Annotated in this window: 12 protein-coding genes; 6 read left to right on the top strand and 6 right to left on the bottom strand. The window is 53.1% G+C overall.

Annotated elements, in window-relative coordinates:
- Positions 1 to 6: 6 nt before the first annotated feature.
- Positions 7 to 792, bottom strand: coding sequence for an AraC family transcriptional regulator (locus BM231_RS17145; RefSeq protein WP_093521246.1), 786 nt, complete (start codon positions 790 to 792; stop codon positions 7 to 9).
- Positions 793 to 900: 108 nt separating this feature from the next.
- Here BM231_RS17145 and BM231_RS17140 point away from each other — a divergent pair, with 108 nt between their 5' ends.
- Positions 901 to 2118 carry an MFS transporter gene (locus BM231_RS17140; protein WP_063300914.1) on the top strand — a complete coding sequence of 406 codons (1218 nt, stop codon included), beginning with the start codon at positions 901 to 903 and terminating at the stop codon, positions 2116 to 2118.
- A 73-nt stretch (positions 2119 to 2191) separates the two neighbouring features.
- Here the strand turns inward: BM231_RS17140 and BM231_RS17135 are convergent, their stop codons facing one another.
- From BM231_RS17135 to BM231_RS27075, 3 genes are all read right to left on the bottom strand, one after another.
- The gene (locus BM231_RS17135) at positions 2192 to 2512 is read right to left on the bottom strand and encodes a 2Fe-2S iron-sulfur cluster-binding protein (RefSeq protein WP_008547474.1); all 321 of its coding nucleotides are present in this window, start codon (positions 2510 to 2512) and stop codon (positions 2192 to 2194) included.
- A 121-nt stretch (positions 2513 to 2633) separates the two neighbouring features.
- Entirely contained in the window at positions 2634 to 2918 is a 285-nt protein-coding gene (locus BM231_RS17130) for an Hpt domain-containing protein (protein ID WP_063300915.1), read from the bottom strand.
- Between the two features lie 333 nt (positions 2919 to 3251).
- On the bottom strand, positions 3252 to 3548 hold the full coding sequence (locus BM231_RS27075) for a hypothetical protein (RefSeq protein WP_167550309.1): 297 nt from the start codon (positions 3546 to 3548) through the stop codon (positions 3252 to 3254).
- Positions 3549 to 3934: 386 nt separating this feature from the next.
- Here BM231_RS27075 and BM231_RS17120 point away from each other — a divergent pair, with 386 nt between their 5' ends.
- Together BM231_RS17120 and BM231_RS17115 are read left to right on the top strand one after the other, a co-directional pair.
- Entirely contained in the window at positions 3935 to 11203 is a 7269-nt protein-coding gene (locus BM231_RS17120; protein WP_093521245.1) for an apolipoprotein A-IV repeat region-like domain-containing protein, read from the top strand.
- Positions 11204 to 11444: 241 nt separating this feature from the next.
- Positions 11445 to 12749: an SAM-dependent methyltransferase gene (locus BM231_RS17115; RefSeq protein ID WP_063312201.1), complete on the top strand. Its 1305-nt coding sequence runs from the start codon at positions 11445 to 11447 to the stop codon at positions 12747 to 12749.
- 75 nt (positions 12750 to 12824) lie between these two features.
- Here BM231_RS17115 and BM231_RS17110 read toward each other — a convergent pair whose 3' ends face one another.
- On the bottom strand, positions 12825 to 13430 hold the full coding sequence (locus BM231_RS17110; RefSeq protein WP_208860457.1) for a LysE/ArgO family amino acid transporter: 606 nt from the start codon (positions 13428 to 13430) through the stop codon (positions 12825 to 12827).
- A 100-nt stretch (positions 13431 to 13530) separates the two neighbouring features.
- Between BM231_RS17110 and BM231_RS17105 the strand changes: the two genes are divergently transcribed.
- The 3 genes from BM231_RS17105 (at position 13531) to BM231_RS17095 (ending at position 16029) form a co-directional block, all read left to right on the top strand.
- Positions 13531 to 14415, top strand: a complete 885-nt coding sequence (locus tag BM231_RS17105) for a LysR family transcriptional regulator ArgP (protein ID WP_093521243.1) — start codon at positions 13531 to 13533, stop codon at positions 14413 to 14415.
- A 270-nt stretch (positions 14416 to 14685) separates the two neighbouring features.
- Positions 14686 to 15627: a 3-hydroxyacyl-CoA dehydrogenase family protein gene (locus tag BM231_RS17100; RefSeq protein ID WP_093521242.1), complete on the top strand. Its 942-nt coding sequence runs from the start codon at positions 14686 to 14688 to the stop codon at positions 15625 to 15627.
- A 93-nt stretch (positions 15628 to 15720) separates the two neighbouring features.
- A complete protein-coding gene (locus BM231_RS17095) occupies positions 15721 to 16029 on the top strand; it encodes a cupin domain-containing protein (RefSeq protein WP_093521241.1) in 309 nt (102 codons plus the stop codon).
- Positions 16030 to 16045: 16 nt separating this feature from the next.
- Here the strand turns inward: BM231_RS17095 and BM231_RS17090 are convergent, their stop codons facing one another.
- Positions 16046 to 16486: a DUF7674 family protein gene (locus BM231_RS17090; RefSeq protein ID WP_139226361.1), complete on the bottom strand. Its 441-nt coding sequence runs from the start codon at positions 16484 to 16486 to the stop codon at positions 16046 to 16048.
- Positions 16487 to 16489: the final 3 nt, after the last annotated feature.

Raw genomic sequence — 16489 nt, 5'->3', positions numbered from 1 at the left:
ACAGCGCTACGCAGTCTTGAAGTATTTACCCGGCGTCGTGCCAAACGCTTTGCGGAACTGAGAGATGAATGGGCTTGGCCCTTCATAACCAAGTTTGAAAGCTACATCACCCACACTCCGGCCTGCAGAGAGTAACTCCAAAGCTCGGAACAGCTTGGCCTGCCCACACCACTTGCGATAGCTCCAGCCCGTCTCATCAAAAAACCGCCGCTCAAACGTGCGCTGAGACATAAGCGTCCGCTCAGCAGCATCCGCAAGGCTCGGCAAGTGCGCAGGGCATGACAGGATAGACTGACAAAGCTCTTTCAAAAGCGCATGATTAACTGGCATAGGCAATTGCAGCGGCGCATCTGGCAAGCTCTTCAACTGGTCAACAATCACCTGCGCAATCCGCGCAGTAGACCCATCAAGCGCATAGTCCCGGGGCGCGGACATAATCTCCTGTATCAACTCACGTAAGAGCGGCGTCACCTGCACCACAACAGGCTTATCAGAAAGCCGCGCAGACCAATCCTCTCGCAGATACAGGCTCCGAAACTGCGTTTTGATCGGATAGACAGTGCGATGCATCATCCCACCTGGAACCCAGACCGCACGCTCTGGTGGCACAACAAATGTTCCCTCCTCGGTAAACACCGTCGTGGAGCCCTGCATGATATGAACCAGCTGTCCGCGTGAGTGTGCATGCGGCGCCCCTTGTCCGCCAATGGGCATATCTACCGCATAAGCAACAATGGGTTGCGGACGATCCACCTCATGTGGGTCTGCAAAAACATCAGCATGAATAGGCATCAAACACCTCTTGGCGACTTCAAGATATTTTTTGGCAAACTAGTGCTATCACGTAAACAAACTTTTCGCTTACTTAATTGCAAAACTCATTTCTAAGAACGAAGCACCATGTTGAATATCATTAAAGACATCAGAGCCGACTGGCGCTCACCCTTTGTATTTTTGTTGGTCCTCACCGTCGCCTCACAGCTTTCGTTTTCTGTGTGGTGGAACCTCATCAATAACTTTGCCGTCAACACGCTCGATTTCACCGGACAGGAAATCGGCATACAGCAATCTATCCGCGAAATCCCTGGCCTGCTGGCATTCACAGTCATTTTCATGCTGTTGATCTTCAAAGAACAAACGTTCACGTTGATCTCCTTGGGTCTGATGGGCTTCGGCATTGCAATTACAGGATACTTCCCATCCGCGATCGGCTTTTATGCCACCACCCTCATCATGTCTTTCGGCTTCCACTACTACGAAACGCTCAAGCAGTCTCTATCCCTGCAGTGGTTGCCAAAGAAAGATGCCCCCGCGCTCCTCGGACAGATTATTGCGGTCTCATCGCTGGTCTCATTGTGCATCTATGGCTCGATCATGATCGGCTGGAAGACGTTCGACCTGTCCTATGAGCAAGTCTTCCTATGGGCAGGGATTGCAGGCATGGCCCTGACCATCTTTGCAGCCTTTGCCTTCCCAAAATACAAAGCACACGTGGAACAGCACAAAAAGCTGATCCTACGCAAACGCTACTGGTTGTACTATGCACTCACCTTCATGAGTGGCGCCCGCCGTCAGATCTTTACAGTCTTCGCTGGCTTCCTGATGGTCGAGCGTTTCGGTTACGAAGTACATGAAGTCGCAGCTCTGTTTCTGCTGAATGGCGCGATCAACATGTTCCTTGCACCAAAGATAGGCGCCTTCATTGGCCGGGTTGGCGAGCGAACCGCACTGACTTGCGAATATGTCGGCTTGATCATCGTCTTCTTGTCCTACGCCTTCGTCACCAACGTGTACGTGGCTGGCACCCTTTACGTGATCGACCATGCTTTCTTCGCCATGGCCATCGCAATGAAGACCTACTTCCAGAAGATCGCAGATCCGGCAGACATTGCACCAACCTCCGCAGTCGACTTTACCATCAACCACATCGCAGCTGTGGTGATTCCAGTGGTATTCGGCACAATCTGGCTCTTCTCTCCTGCATTGGTGTTCATCGCAGGCGCATCCATGGCTGCCGTCAGCCTGATCCTGAGCCGCATGATCCCGCGCAATCCGGAACCTGGCATGGAAACCGTATGGGTCCCTGCCCGCCAGCCACAAGCAGTTGGCGCTGAGTAAACGCTTCCAACCACACAACAAAAAAGGCTGGCCCAATCGGACCAGCCTTTTTTCATTCAAGCTCTGCAGCTGATTAGCTCTGGCTCTCTGGAATATGAACCACGAGACCATCCATTTCATCAGTCACACGGATCTGACAGGAAAGGCGAGACGTGTCACGAACATCCTGAGCAAAGTCGAGCATATCTTCTTCCATAGGCTCTGGTTCACCAGTCTTGTCATTCCAAGCTGGGTCCACGTACACGTGACAGGTCGCGCAAGCGCAGGCACCGCCACATTCCGCTTCAATTCCAGGAACCATGTTCTTAATTGCGTTTTCCATAACGGTAGAACCGGCAGCAGCATCCACCTCATGGCTTTCACCTGATGAGGTGATGAAAGTAATCTTTGGCATATTTAAAGTCGTCCCGACCCTGATTGGCTTATTCTGTTGTCTTCAGATACATGCAGGCGCCCAGCTATTCAAGAACTTCTGGACCAGACCTTATGGTCAAACCCGCACAGCCAATCATACTTTACGAATTCTGCAGCTCTGAGAGATCCGCCGAGACCTCGGCAAGGCAACTCTCAACAGTCATTAGCAATGGCACAGTTCCGTTCGCAGCTTCCTGCTCAGCTTGCTCCAGCGCCTCCCCAAGCGCAAACGCACCAACGCCGCGCGCAGAGCCCTTAAAGCGATGCAGCAAAGCACAAAGGGTTTCTGTTCCCATTGTCTCGCGCAATCCCCGACGGAACTCTTCTATCTGGTGAGCAAACATTTCCAGAATCTGAACTTGCAAATCCGGGTCATCAAACGTCACAGAAGAGAAGTGATCCCTACATATAGCACTTGTAGTTTTATGTAGTTCCATAGCCAAGTTTACGTCAGGCCTCCAAACACAGCCAAGTGACTCAAAGTTATCGCGATATTCTGAAAGTTGATTCGCTTGAGTGACTCAAACCCTGCCACCACCAAGACTCTGCAGTGACTCTACCCCTCATTTCCCATAGGCAACGGAATCTAGTCCCCAAAAGAAAACACAGGTTTTTATTTCATGGTTAACAAGATCCTACCGCCCAGATTCAAATCTAGACTCGTGAACCCGTCACCGGTCCTCACTGCCATTACACGTTAAAATTGACAAGGCGCTCTGTTAAAGATGGTTAACAAGATTTTTCGAATTACCATCGCGCTCCAGCATCGCACGTCCCTCATCGGTCAGCTTGCAGACGAGCCAATCCGGCTTCAACGGGTTGGAAAACCAAGGCTCCGCCCACCCTGCTGCAATACACGCCCGCACAGTTGCAGCTGGCACTTGTCGACCGCTCTCATCGAACAGCGGTAACTTTCCACCTGCTTCGTTAAGACCTCGCCTTAACCATTTGAGTTGTGTGGGACTCGGACGATTGGAACCTTTAGAACTGACTGGAGAATTTTCGCGATTAGCCATAGTGAGTTCCCCCCAAAATTGCTGCCTGTGACTTATCGTAGGGCACCTAAAAATCCCGGCAACTTCTGTTGTACAGTCCACCGGATTGTGCCATTAGGTTAAGGGTAGCTGCAAGGTGGGGAAATCTAAATCTTAAGGTACCGTTAACATTAACGGTCCGCTTTGATTCTGAAAACTCCCTGTTTTTGGCCCTAGAAGTTCGACGGTGCTCTCAATTCAGAGCTGTCGGATTGCATGGGGCCAAACCTATTGTTGTCTGAAATGCGTTCTTGTTTGGGAGGAATGTATTTCGCGTAGGACGGACACCTTGTGGTGACGGCGCCGGCACAAAAGGCGAAAGATGTGCTGACGACCGGCAAGTAGAGAGTACGGACGCGAGGCGAGATATGGCGAACACCCCGAAGGCGAAAGCTCCATCGGAAGTGGCTCTGTCAGCGGTAGAAGAAGCCCTTCAGGCTGATTTTGGCGCTCCACAAGAGTCTATTTTATCCAGTGAACAGGAGAGCACCATTGCGGAACCCCCGCAAATGTCTGCTAGCCCTGCAACGGAGTCTGTAACAACAGCTCCTTCCTCTGATAAAAAACTGGCTCAGCTTGTAGAAGAAAATCAGGCACCGAGACAGGTTCGCAAACGTGGCCGTGGTGGCCGCCCGCCGACAGCAAGCAACGATGACCGCCAGTCTATTGGCTCGTTGATGTTTGCTCTTCAGCGCAAGCCGTCTGCAGCTCCGTTTTGGTTTGCATTTGCAGTCTCCGTTGTCTGGGCCAGCCTTGGCTTGGCGATGTCCTGGGGCTCCTTTGCTGCTCAACTCGAAAAATCATCCTCCTTCTCAGGCGTATTTGAAAACCCGACGCTGGTTCTCATCTCCGTCTTTATTGTTGTTCCAATCGCATTTGTCTGGGTCATGGCACTCCTGTTCTGGCGTGCACAGGAAATGCGCAACGTCGCACGGGGTATGACGGAAGTTGCTCTTCGTCTTGCTGAACCTGAAGATGTTGCAAAAGAAAGCATCCTGAACGTTGGTCAGGCAATCCGCCGCGAAGCTGCCGCCATGGGCGACGGCATTGAACGCGCGATTGCACGTGCCAGCGAACTGGAAGTCCTCATTCATAAGGAAGTCTCTTCCCTTGAGAACTCCTATAATGACAATGAACTGAAAATTCGCCGTCTGGTGGAAGAACTTGTCAGCCAGCGTGAAGCCATTCAGGCAAACGCAGAGCTGGTTCGTGAAACCATCTCCGGCTCCCACGAAAATCTTGCATCACAGCTCGCGAACACATCAGAGGAATTCGCCTCCTCTGTTGATCGTGCCCGGGAACGCCTAACCGGTTCGATCGACGCTACGCTTGAGCAGATGACAAGCAAGATCGAAAATCGCGTCACAGAAGCAACCGACAGTTTCACTGAAGCTGGTAGCGAAATGGTCTCCTCGCTGACCGTTCGCTCCGATGATTATGTCGAGCGCCTCACCTCTACCGGCTCTGAGCTGGTTGAAACACTCTCCGACACCGGCTCCAAGCTCTCTGAAACACTTCACGAGCGCGGATCTTCCATCAATGAAGAGTTCTCCTCTACTGCAAACTCCTTCATTGATAACCTGACCGAGCGCGGCACAGACCTCAACACCCGTCTTTCTGAAACCTCAGAAGCACTCGTTGACAATCTGGCGAGCCGCAGCGATGAAATCACCGCTTCCCTGTCCTCCACCGGAACTGAAATTGTTGAGGGTCTTTCCACTCGCGGCAATGAAATCAGCGACCTGTTGGCAGAACGCGGCGATGCTCTGAACGCAACACTCGGTGCTGCTGGCGCAGAACTGTCTGCAACCATCACAGACCAGACAGAAGCCATGAAAGGCGTTCTGCAGGCACAGGGCACTGAGCTGACTGCGTCTATTGAAGAGACCGTCTCTTCTGTGACCGCACAGTTTGTTGGCGCAAGCTCTGACCTGACACAAACTCTGGTCACCACATCCGGTGATGTTGTTGGCCAGATCAGTGCAGCAAATACAGAACTTAACTCCACACTGACCAATGGTCTTTCCGAGTTTACATCCAGCGTTTCGCAAACCAGCGCCGAGCTGGCACAAACACTGGTGATCACCACATCAACCGTCACCGAGCAGTTGACCGAAGCAAATGCGTCTCTGACCGATACGCTCAACGTTTCCGTTCAGTCCATCAGTTCTGCTGCTGAAGGGGCGAGCTCTGAGGTGAGCGCTGTTCTTTCAAGCGGCGTGACAGAGTTGAGCGCAAGCGTCACAAGCGCAAGCTCCGAACTCTCGCAAGCTCTGGCAACAACAACCTCCACTGTGACCGATCAGATCAACAGTGCAAACGACACCCTGACAGAAACAATGAACCTTGGCGTTGTTTCCATTAATCAGAGCGTCGAAACAGCAGGTTCTGAGCTGACAACGACACTTCTCACCGCTTCCAGCGAAGTCACCGAGAAGATCACCACAGCAAACGACAACCTGACTGAGACCCTGAAGGGCGGCATCGATACCATCACCCGTACAGTTGATGGCGTCAGCGGCGAGCTCTCCCAGTCTCTGGACAGCGGCGTTGAACTTCTGTCCCAAACAGTCAGCAACACAACCTCTGTCATGGCAGAGACAATGGAAAGCGGCGTAACCAATCTCAACGAGAGCGTTTACGGTGCATCTGCACAGCTGACAGAAACACTGGACACCAGCGCATCCAACTTCACAGCATCTGTGTCTGGCGCAACCGCCAACATCACAGAAGCTCTGGAAGAGGGCGTCTCCAGCCTCAGCACCACTGTTTCTGGTGCAAAAGAGCATATCTCCGAGGCTTTGGAAGGCGGCGTTGTCACACTCAGCGAAACCGTCAATGCTGCAGGCTCCCAGATCTCCACGATCATGGACAGCGGCGTGGGCAGCCTGACAGACTCCGTCAAAACTGCAGACACAATCATTTCCGAAACGCTGAACACAGGCGTCGGCAACCTCAGCGAAACCGTCAATGCAGCAAGCTCCCAGATTTCCACGATCATGGACAGCGGTGTGGGCAGCCTGACCGACTCCGTCAAAACTGCAAACACGATCATTTCCGAAACGCTGGATACAGGCGTCGGCAGCCTCAACGAAACCGTCAACTCCGCAAGCTCGCAGATCTCGACGCTTATGGAGACCGGCGTTGGCAGCTTGAACGAGACCGTAAACACTGCCAATACTCAGCTGACAGATACGCTGAACCTGACAGTCACAACAGTTTCCGACCAGTTCGGCAGCGCAAACGCGCAGCTGCATGAAACGCTCGAAACCTCTATCTCTGGCATCACCGATCACTTCACCTCCGCAAGCACACGTCTTTCCGACGAGATCCTTACCCGCGGTGAAGAAATCAACGCCAACCTGTCTCTTACAAGTGGCCGCCTAATCGACACGATCACAGGCCGCACAGAAGAGATGATGGGTGTTGTTGATGAGCGTGTGACCAACCTGGACACTGCCCTGCGCTCAACTGGCGAACAGGCAGCAGAAGGCATTGCAAACCGTGGTCGCGAGATCAACGAAGCAATCGCTGTTCAGTGCACCGACTTCATCGACACACTGTCCCACCGTTCCACTGAGGTTTCCGAAGTGTTGCGCGGCGCTGGTGAAAGCATCATTGCGGATCTGTCTCTGCGTGGCGGCGACATTGCGACCCGTCTGGATGACACGGCAAACACACTCGGCACCACCATCACAGTTAGCGGCGGCGAGCTGGCTGACCGTCTTGGCAACGTCAGCACTCAGATCTACGAAAGCATCACCATCAACGGTGCTGAGCTGGATCAGCGTCTGGCAGAGCGCGGTGCAGAAGTTGCTGAAACCATCAGCAAACAGACATCCGCCTTCAAGACCGCTCTTGAAAGCACAACAACAGACATTACCGGCGCACTTGGCCTGCGCACTGAGGAACTGGCTGACAAACTGGCTGACACCGGTACTCAGCTGGCATACCTCATCGGCTCTCGTGGTGAGCGCGTAACTGCTGATCTGACCGAAATCGGCGATCGCATTACCGAAACCCTCGACATTCGTGGCCGTGCTCTTAACGATGGTCTGGCAAGCAAACTGGCAGAACTGGAACAGGTTGTTACCGAAAGCGGTTCCGATCTTGTTCAGTCCCTCGACTTGCGCAGTCAGAACATCGGCGAATCCTTCGACAACCGCATCGAAACACTCGATGCAAAACTCGAAGAACGCACCAGCACCTTCGAGCAGAGCTTCGATACACGCGCAGCAGCCCTCACCGAGACCATCGAAAGCCGCACAACCAAGCTGGCAGACGCGGTCGAACAGGGCACTGGCATCATCGCAAGCACACTGGAAGAAAAAACCCAGTCCATCTCCAAGATCCTCGAAGATCGCACCGATATCATTGCGGTCAATCTCTCCGAGCGTGTGGAACAGGTCGGTGTTTCTCTTTCCAATCGCGCAGAGAAGATCGGCGAAATCCTCGCTCAGCGTTCAGAAGCCATCGAAGAGACAATCTCCACAAGCCTGTCCACCTTCGATCAGGCTGTCGGCGACAAAGTCGAAGCAGCTGCAACTGTCATCTCTGACCGTGCAGAACACCTTGCTGAATCTCTGTCCACTGGCACAGAACGCATTGATGAAGCTCTGGACGCACGTGCCAAGCAGATCTCTGAAACTCTGGTCAGCCGCACCCGTGAGATTGCCAAGGCATTCCACGACGGTCAGACCGAGATCAACGAAGCGCTCGACAGCCGTCTGGAAGAAGCTGGCAGCATCATCGTCAAGCAGTCCAAGAACCTCACCGACGCTCTGTCCGAGCAGGTCGCAGAGATCAATGTTTCTCTCGGCTCCAAGGTATTCGAAGTTGCAGAAACGCTCGACAGCCGCTCCAAGGCTCTCGAAACGATCCTCACAGACCGCCTCGAAGCAATCTCCTCCACTATGGGAGACGAGAGCGAGAAGGCAGCAACCACGCTTACAAGCGCAATGGCAGAGGCAACCTCTTCCCTTGGCTCCGAAAGCACCCGTGTTCGCGACCTTATCCTCGAAGTCGTTGGTCAGGCATCCGATCGCCTTGCTCAGGAACGTGACCTCACAACCGAAAAGGTTGTCAGCAGCGTAGAGCAGCTTTCCGGCACACTGAGCAAAGAAGGCGAGCGTCTACAGGAGATCGTATCCAACTCCATCGGCGAAGCCCGCAACTCTCTGGAAGGCGAAGGCGAGAAAGCAGCAGCAGCTGTTTCCGATGCCATGGCAACCGTACGCGGTACACTCACCAAGGAAGGTGACGAAGTCGCACAGCGCGTTCTCAGCACCGTGGCGCAGGCAGCAAATGCTCTGGCCGTGGAAAGCGAAAACGCCCGCGCCATGTACACCGCAACTCTGGCAGAAATGTCTGGCGCCCTCACCGGCGAAAGCGACAAGGTCCGTGGTGACCTGTCCCAGACCATCGAGCTGGTGACCGGCCGTCTCTCTGCGGAAAGCGAACGCTCCAAGACGATCCTCGCAGAATCTGCAGAAGATGTTCGCAAGCTTCTGGCAGGCGAAACCGACGAAGTCCGCGCTCGCGTCTTCACCACCATCGAAGAAGCTGCAGGCACCTTGTCCACCCGCGTCAAGTCCGTGGCAGACGAGCTGCTGGTTAAAGCCGAAAACCTCAACGATGCCTTCGGCAGCCGCTCTGCTGAGCTCTCCGAAATCATCGGTAAGGACGGCAGCGAGCTGATCACTGCCATCGAAAACCGTGCTCATGACCTCACGACACGCGTCAACGAAGTCCAGAACGCAATTCTGGATGCGGTTGCCGTGAAGGGCCGTGAAGTCTCTGACCGCTTCGCACAGAACGGTCTGCAGGCAACACGCGACCTGGTTGAAGCAGGCGATAAGATCGTGACTGCAATCGATGAGCGCAGCAACATCGCAACAACCCGTCTGGACGACAGCCGCGAGCGTATGCAGGCCGACATGAACGTCCTGCTCAACGCAGTCTCCACAAAGGGTCAGGAAGTTGCAGAGACCGTCACCCGTCAGGGTGCAGTCGCAACCGATGCTCTGACACAAACCATCGACGGCATCGGCAACACCATCGAAGATCGCACCCGTATGGCTGTGAACGTGATGACAGGCACCAAAGAGCGTCTGGAAACAGATGTCTCCGAAATCCTGACACGCCTCAACGCATCCAATGGAAGCCTTCGTCAGATCCTTGCATCCGCAAGCGAGAACCTGTCTGAAGTTGAGACCAACCTCGCAAACCGTGCAGGTGAGTTCAGAACTGCGATCGACCGTGCTGTCACCGAGACTGAAGCAGCAAACGCCACCATCGAGAACCAGGTCGGCCAGCTCCGCAACACAACACATACTGTGCTTGCAGACGCTGCGAAGATCGCAGGTCGCATGGAAGACCAGAACCAACTTCTCGGTCAGGCCATTGCAGATCTGGAAGCAACCAACACCCATGTTGACAGTCGCTTCACAGACCGCCGCATGGCAATCGAAATGGTTGCGGACACTCTGATCAAGAAAACGTCTGATGTTGAAGTGCTCATGGCGAACTACACCAACACCCTTGGTGACACGCTAGAAGTTGCTGACGACAAGGCCCGCGAAGTTTCTGGCATGCTCCGTGCTGCTGCTGAAGCTGCGACCAAGTCTGTGACTGAGCAGTTCGAAAGCATGCGCATGACCGCTGGTATGGAAGGTCAGAAGGCACGTGATGCAGTTAAAGCTGCCCACGATGATATCCTTCATGACATGAAGTCCACCGTCACTGAAGCATCCGAGCGCTTTACCGATGCAACATCTCGCATGCGTGAAGTTGCCCGTTCAGTACACCATGAGCTGGAAGCAACCCGCTCTGAACTGAATGCAGGTATTCTGGCTCTGCCGGATGAAGCAGAAGCATCTACCTCTGCACTGCGTCGCATCGTGAGCGAACAGGTGAAGGCACTGGAGGAACTCTCCACAATCGTGTCCCGCCAGTCCTCTCAGTTCGATGTGTCCACGCCAGCAGAACCAGCCCGCGCAGTCAACGCTGCTCCGGCAGCTGTGGCAGCAACCAGCCAGTATGCAGCAGCTGAAGCACCAACACTGCAGCAAGTTGCAGCCACCGGCGCAAAACCTGCCCGCATGGCCCCGTCCCCTCGCCGCATGGAAGCACCTGCTCCACGCGCAAAGCGTCCGCAGCCAGCACCAGCAGCTGCACCGCAGGGAAACGGCACATCCAAGGGCTGGATCAGCGACCTGCTCCGCCGCGCTTCAGACGATGAAGACACAATGGGCGGACATCCGCGCGACACAGCAAACGCACGCACCCCGCAACACATGGTTGAATCCCTCAACTCCCTGAGCATGGACATTGCTCGTGCAGTTGATCACGAAACCTTTGTAGATCTGTGGGAGCGCTACAAACGCGGTGAGCGTGATGTCTTCACCCGCCGTCTGTACACCCTGCAAGGTCAGCAGACCTTCGACGAGATCCGTCAGAAGTACGGTCGTGATCCTGAATTCCGCAGCGCAGTTGAGCGTTACATTCAGGACTTCGAGCAACTTCTCTCTCAAGTCTCCAGAAGCGACAGCGACAATCAGCTCGGTCAGACCTACCTGACCTCTGATACCGGCAAGGTTTACACCATGCTTGCTCACGCAAGTGGCCGCTTCGACTAAGCGCTGTAGACATTCAAACCCAAAAAAGGCTCCTGATATTTTCAGGAGCCTTTTTTGTTGGTTCAGCACAACTACACCAGCCGCGATACCCGCTACTTTTGTGTTTTGCCTCTTACACCTCTCAGTTTTTTGTGATCTTCGACCCCAAAACTCTCTCATTCGCATCCTACAACTCGGGGATGTTTGATCCTCTGAGTTAGCGATAGGGTGTGCTTCACAAGAGCAAAGGCGGATAAGAGTAATGCAGGCAACGTGGCGGCTAAATTCCTTAAAAAACGCATTGGAACACATCCATTCAACAATGCAGCTGAAGTTCGGGTTCCGGTTGTGGGATGGCACACACGTTCCCGCCAATCCGCCCACCGCGATTATTGCAATCAATGACCCTGGTGTGATCTCGGCCCTGATGCGACGCCCTAAGATTGAGACACTCGTCGATGCATGGGTGCAAAAGCGGATCGATATCGAAGGGGTCAACCTCTTCGAAATGGCAGAACTGCGCCCAGCTGGAAAAGTCAGTAAGCTGGCCAAAAAACTGAACCGTCGTCTTCTCGTAAAAGCTGCTCTCCCTTTCCTTTTCGCCCCCTCAAAACAGCGGACAAGCTCAGATATAAAAGGGGAAGGTGCCCGCGATGGCAGCGAGACCTCCAATAAACGTAACATCGCTCACCACTATGACGTCTCAAATGAGTTCTATGCATTGTTCCTTGATGAGCAAATGCTTTACACCTGCGCCTACTTTACGAAGGCCGAAAACACACTAGACCAGGCTCAACGCGACAAGCTGGATATGATTTGCCGAAAGTTGCGACTGGAACCGGGAGACCACCTGTTGGATATCGGGTGTGGTTGGGGTGCTCTTATCTGCCATGCTGCAGAGCACTACGGCGTCAAGGCGAAGGGCGTGACCCTTTCTGAGCAGCAAGTCCTGCTGGGCCGCAAAATCATCGCAGAACGTGGCTTGGAAGACCGTGTCTCAATCGAACTGCAGGATTTCTCCAAACTCACCGGCACTTTCACAAAGATCTCGTCCATCGGCATGTTTGAGCATGTCGGCCTTGCCAATCACGAAGGATACTTCCAGGCTGTGAAGCGCCTGTTGGAGCCCCGCGGAATTTACCTTCACCATGCCATTACAAGACCAGGCAAACGCACAGAGAAGAAGTTCAGGAAAAAGCCTGCAGAATACAAAGCACTGATCCGCTACATCTTCCCAGGTGGTGAGTTGGACCACATTGGCATGAGCCTCCGCAACCTTGAGGCTACAGGCTTTGAAGTGCACGATGTGGAAGGCTGGCGCGAACACTATGCTTACACGACATCCCACTGGGCAACACGGCTTGTGGCACGTAAGGAGGAAGCGATAGCGCTAGTGGGAGAAGAAACCTTCAGAATGTGGGCGCTGTATCTGGCAGGCGTATCGCTGGCATTCGAGCGCGGCTCAGCACAAATTTTCCAGACAGTCGCTACCCGAAAAACAAAAAGCTTCTCCGGAATGCCCCTGACACGAGCCTCCCTGTACAAACGAGAGAATGAGACCTGTTAGCGATCAGGATATCGGAGGAACTGCTCATCATCTCAAACTCCACGGCTCACAGGCCTCTTGCTGCGATAGCGACGATCAGCTCACCAGAGCAAATGCGATGACCCACATGACAACGGCGATGACACCATCAAGAAGCCTCCATGATATAGGATTTGCAAATATTGGTCGCAGCAAACGGGCGCCGTATCCCAGAGAGAAGAAGAACACGAAGGACGCCACAACAGCCCCCATACCAAAAATGTACTCAGCTCCTTCATGGCGACTTGCAACAGAACCAACGAGCAGCACCGTATCCAGATAAACATGCGGGTTCAAAAACGTAAGCGACAACACGACAGCGAGCGTACCAACCACACCAGCCGCTTTACCCTCATTAGGGCTAAGAACTGCCCCTCCCTTGATCGCCGAAAAAGCACTGCGCGCACCATAAAGTGTCAGGAAGGCCGCCCCGCCATACCGTAAAAATGGCTCCAACTCCGGAATTCTTGCAGATATAGCGGCAAGACTGGATATTCCAATCGTAATCAGGAAAGCATCACTGATAGCGCATGTGATGCAAGTCAGGAAAACATGCTCTCCTCGCAAGCCCTGCCTCAGCACAAAAGCGTTTTGCGAACCAATTGCGAGGATCAAACTAAGACCAAGTGAAAAGCCAGAAAAGGCAACTGATAACACTGACATTGCGCTTCCTAAGAGGGAATGGGAACTCATTGCCAACTTGACTATAACGGCCACCAACATTAGTAAAATTCAAATATCTACTCCTACATTAGAGATTCTAATGAACTTCGATCGTGCACAACTGGACGCATTCGCATCAATCTTAACGACCGGCACGTTCGAGAGAGCTGCACAGCACCTCGGCATCACGCAGTCCGCAGTGTCTCAGCGCCTGAAGTCCCTTGAAGAGAAACTTGGCTGCGTCCTCATAATACGAGGCACGCCATGTGTGGCCACCACTCAGGGAGAAGTGCTGCTCCGCCATGCCAACGAAGTTGCGTTGCTGGAAAAACAGGTCAAAGAGGAAATTGGCTTTTCAAGTGAGGCGAGCAACCTGACCAGCCTCCAGATCGCAGTCAACGCAGACAGCCTTGCCACGTGGTTCATAGATGCACTCGCACAGGTGGACGGCTTTCTGTTCGATCTGAAAATCGATGACCAGAACCACAGTGCAGACTGGTTACGACGCGGGGAAGTTCAGGCCGCTGTCAGCGCGGAACCAACTCCTATACGCGGATGCGATTGCTTTCCATTGGGCGCTCTGCGTTACCGTGCAACCGCAAGCCCGGCATTCGTAAAGCGATGGTTTCCGGATGGCATAACCCTTGAGGCACTAAAGCTCTCCCCTGCACTCACTTACAACGTCAAAGACACGCTGCAGACAGAGTGGTTACGCTCAGTTTTTGGTGAAAGCATTTTCCCAAACACCCATTGGCTCCCAAGCCCTCAGGCGTTTATCGATGCCACAGTCAATCACATCGGTTGGGGTATGAACCCAAGCATTCTGGTCGATCCTCTCATTGAGCAAGATAAGCTGGTTGAGCTGATCCCGGACACGCCATTCGACACAAAACTGTTCTGGCATACAAGCAGGTCAACAGCCCACACAATACAACCCCTCACAACAGCCATACGCCAGGCAGCAAGGTCAGCACTGGCTGACTAAGGCCAGATGCGAGTAACCCGACTTACACACAAACATAAGCCATGCCTGAGTGACGCCCCTTCTTTACGCGGCAAACCTTTATTATTGGAACTTAGCCTTAGCAAGCGATGCAGTTTTCCAGAGCACGACACATACGCTTTGGTACAAAGTGCTAAATTGACCTAGAAATCAACATCATAGTAGTTCTGCTTATCTGCACCAGTGTATCGGGCATGCCACCGCATCAAACTGAGCAGCTCCTTCTCATCGGGCAACGCAAGGAATGCTGACATGAACCACCCAAACATCGCAATTCTCGGGGCCGGAACAATAGGAATGAGTTGGGCAGCGCTGTTTGCCGCCACGGGTCGGCAGATCACGGTTTATGATCCCTCACCAGAGACAGAAGGCCGGGTGACCGCTCTGGTGAAAAATGCCACAGAAACGCTTGCTGCACTTGGGTGGCAACATGCCGGTGACACCTCGAAGTTGCGGTTTACAAACGACCCGGTGGCAGCAGTATCAGATGCCGACTTCATTCAGGAAAGCGTGCCTGAACGGCTGGAGATCAAACATGCGCTTTACCAGCAGATCGAACCACACCTGAATCCAGAAGTTATCATTGGCAGTTCAACCTCCGGCTTAAAGCTCTCTGAGATGCAGACTGGATTTAGCAATCCAGGTCGCTTCATTTTGGCCCATCCGTTCAATCCGCCACATCTCATCCCATTGGTAGAGTTGATGGACAACGAGAAAACGGATGCTGGCGTGCTCCAATCGGCAAAAGACTTTTACGAAAGCATCGGCAAAGTCTGCGTACGCCTCAACAAAGAAGTTCCCGGGCACATTGCAAACCGGCTCCAGGCAGCAATCTGGCGCGAGACCATTCATCTTGCGATGGAAGGTGTCGCCAGCGTCGAGGATATCGACAAAGCCGTTGCTTACGGCCCCGGCCTCCGTTGGGCCGCTATGGGTCCAAACACACTCTTGCATTTGGGCGGAGGTGAAGGCGGTATCCGTTCGTTCTGTGATCACCTCGGCGGGCCTTTCCAAAGCTGGTGGGACGATCTTGGCTCCCCAAGGATCACACCAGAGGTGGTGGATACACTCGAAGATGGCGTGAAAGCCTCATTGGAAAACACATCCATGCAGGAACTGGCAAAGCGCCGAGATGATCTCGTTTTGCAATATGTTTTGTCGGGGCAAACCAAGAAAGAGAAAAGTCCAGCCTAAGCCAAGCTGACATCCAGCCCATCAAGCGCTGGTCCTATGTTTTTTTTCCGACCCGTCCCTACCATGAGCGCATGCACAACAAAGGAGAGTGTAATGTGCTCATCAACGGGTTCGGCAAAACCGACAGTTCTGATCGAGAATGACCGCGTAAAAGTCACCGAATGGCGGTTCAAACAACGCGGAGACAACACCGGCTGGCATCGCCATGCCTACGACTACATCGTAGTCCCGCTCTTTGATGGCGCTCTGGAAATCAATTTAGGCAATGGGCAAACAGTGGAAGCCGCTATGCAAAACGGAGTTCCATACTTCAAAGAGATTGGCGTAGAGCACGATGTCATCAAGGCCAACAACTTCGAATGCGCATTCGTCGAAATTGAACTGCTTGAAACGCAGGCATAGCGAAGGACCTACACTATCAAGTTGCCTGCCTACCATCGATAAGCAATTCACCGCTGCTCCAAAACCGCTCTACCTTACCCCACCAATAACGACATTCAGGCGGTAGTAACCGGATGTACTCTACAGGGGACTTGCGTTGTCCAGAATACTGAGTTTGCAATCCTTCCAGTAGCCCTACGACTGCAGCCTCTCGCACATAACTATCACCATTTAGAAGCCAGCTTTCCGCAACACTCAAGATCGCACTGATTTCGTCTTCTTTATCACCATCCAAAAGCTCAGACATGTAGAGAGACAAATCAAGAAGTAAAAGATAAAAAGGTAAATCGTCAGCGTCTTCAGACCATTGATCAACAAACGACAACCAAACAACCTCGAAGTCGGGACAGATAGCCAACAGTGGATCAAACATCTTATCTTTAGTAATCAGATGCTTTTTTCCCAAAAGATTTGGCAATGG

It is taken from the genome of Pseudovibrio ascidiaceicola, assembly GCF_900114245.1.
GTDB lineage: Bacteria > Pseudomonadota > Alphaproteobacteria > Rhizobiales > Stappiaceae > Pseudovibrio > Pseudovibrio ascidiaceicola.
The sequence above is the reverse complement of the archived record's forward strand: the minus strand, read 5'-3'. Positions and strand labels throughout refer to the sequence as shown.

Coding starts and splice junctions, on each gene's coding strand:
- BM231_RS17135 (WP_008547474.1), bottom strand. CDS start 2,512: ATGCCAAAGATTACTTTCATCACCTCATCAGGTGAAAGCCATGAGGTG.
- BM231_RS17095 (WP_093521241.1), top strand. CDS start 15,721: ATGTGCTCATCAACGGGTTCGGCAAAACCGACAGTTCTGATCGAGAAT.
- BM231_RS27075 (WP_167550309.1), bottom strand. CDS start 3,548: ATGGCTAATCGCGAAAATTCTCCAGTCAGTTCTAAAGGTTCCAATCGT.
- BM231_RS17110 (WP_208860457.1), bottom strand. CDS start 13,430: ATGTCAGTGTTATCAGTTGCCTTTTCTGGCTTTTCACTTGGTCTTAGT.
- BM231_RS17140 (WP_063300914.1), top strand. CDS start 901: ATGTTGAATATCATTAAAGACATCAGAGCCGACTGGCGCTCACCCTTT.
- BM231_RS17100 (WP_093521242.1), top strand. CDS start 14,686: ATGAACCACCCAAACATCGCAATTCTCGGGGCCGGAACAATAGGAATG.
- BM231_RS17120 (WP_093521245.1), top strand. CDS start 3,935: ATGGCGAACACCCCGAAGGCGAAAGCTCCATCGGAAGTGGCTCTGTCA.
- BM231_RS17115 (WP_063312201.1), top strand. CDS start 11,445: ATGCAGGCAACGTGGCGGCTAAATTCCTTAAAAAACGCATTGGAACAC.
- BM231_RS17105 (WP_093521243.1), top strand. CDS start 13,531: ATGAACTTCGATCGTGCACAACTGGACGCATTCGCATCAATCTTAACG.
- BM231_RS17145 (WP_093521246.1), bottom strand. CDS start 792: ATGCCTATTCATGCTGATGTTTTTGCAGACCCACATGAGGTGGATCGT.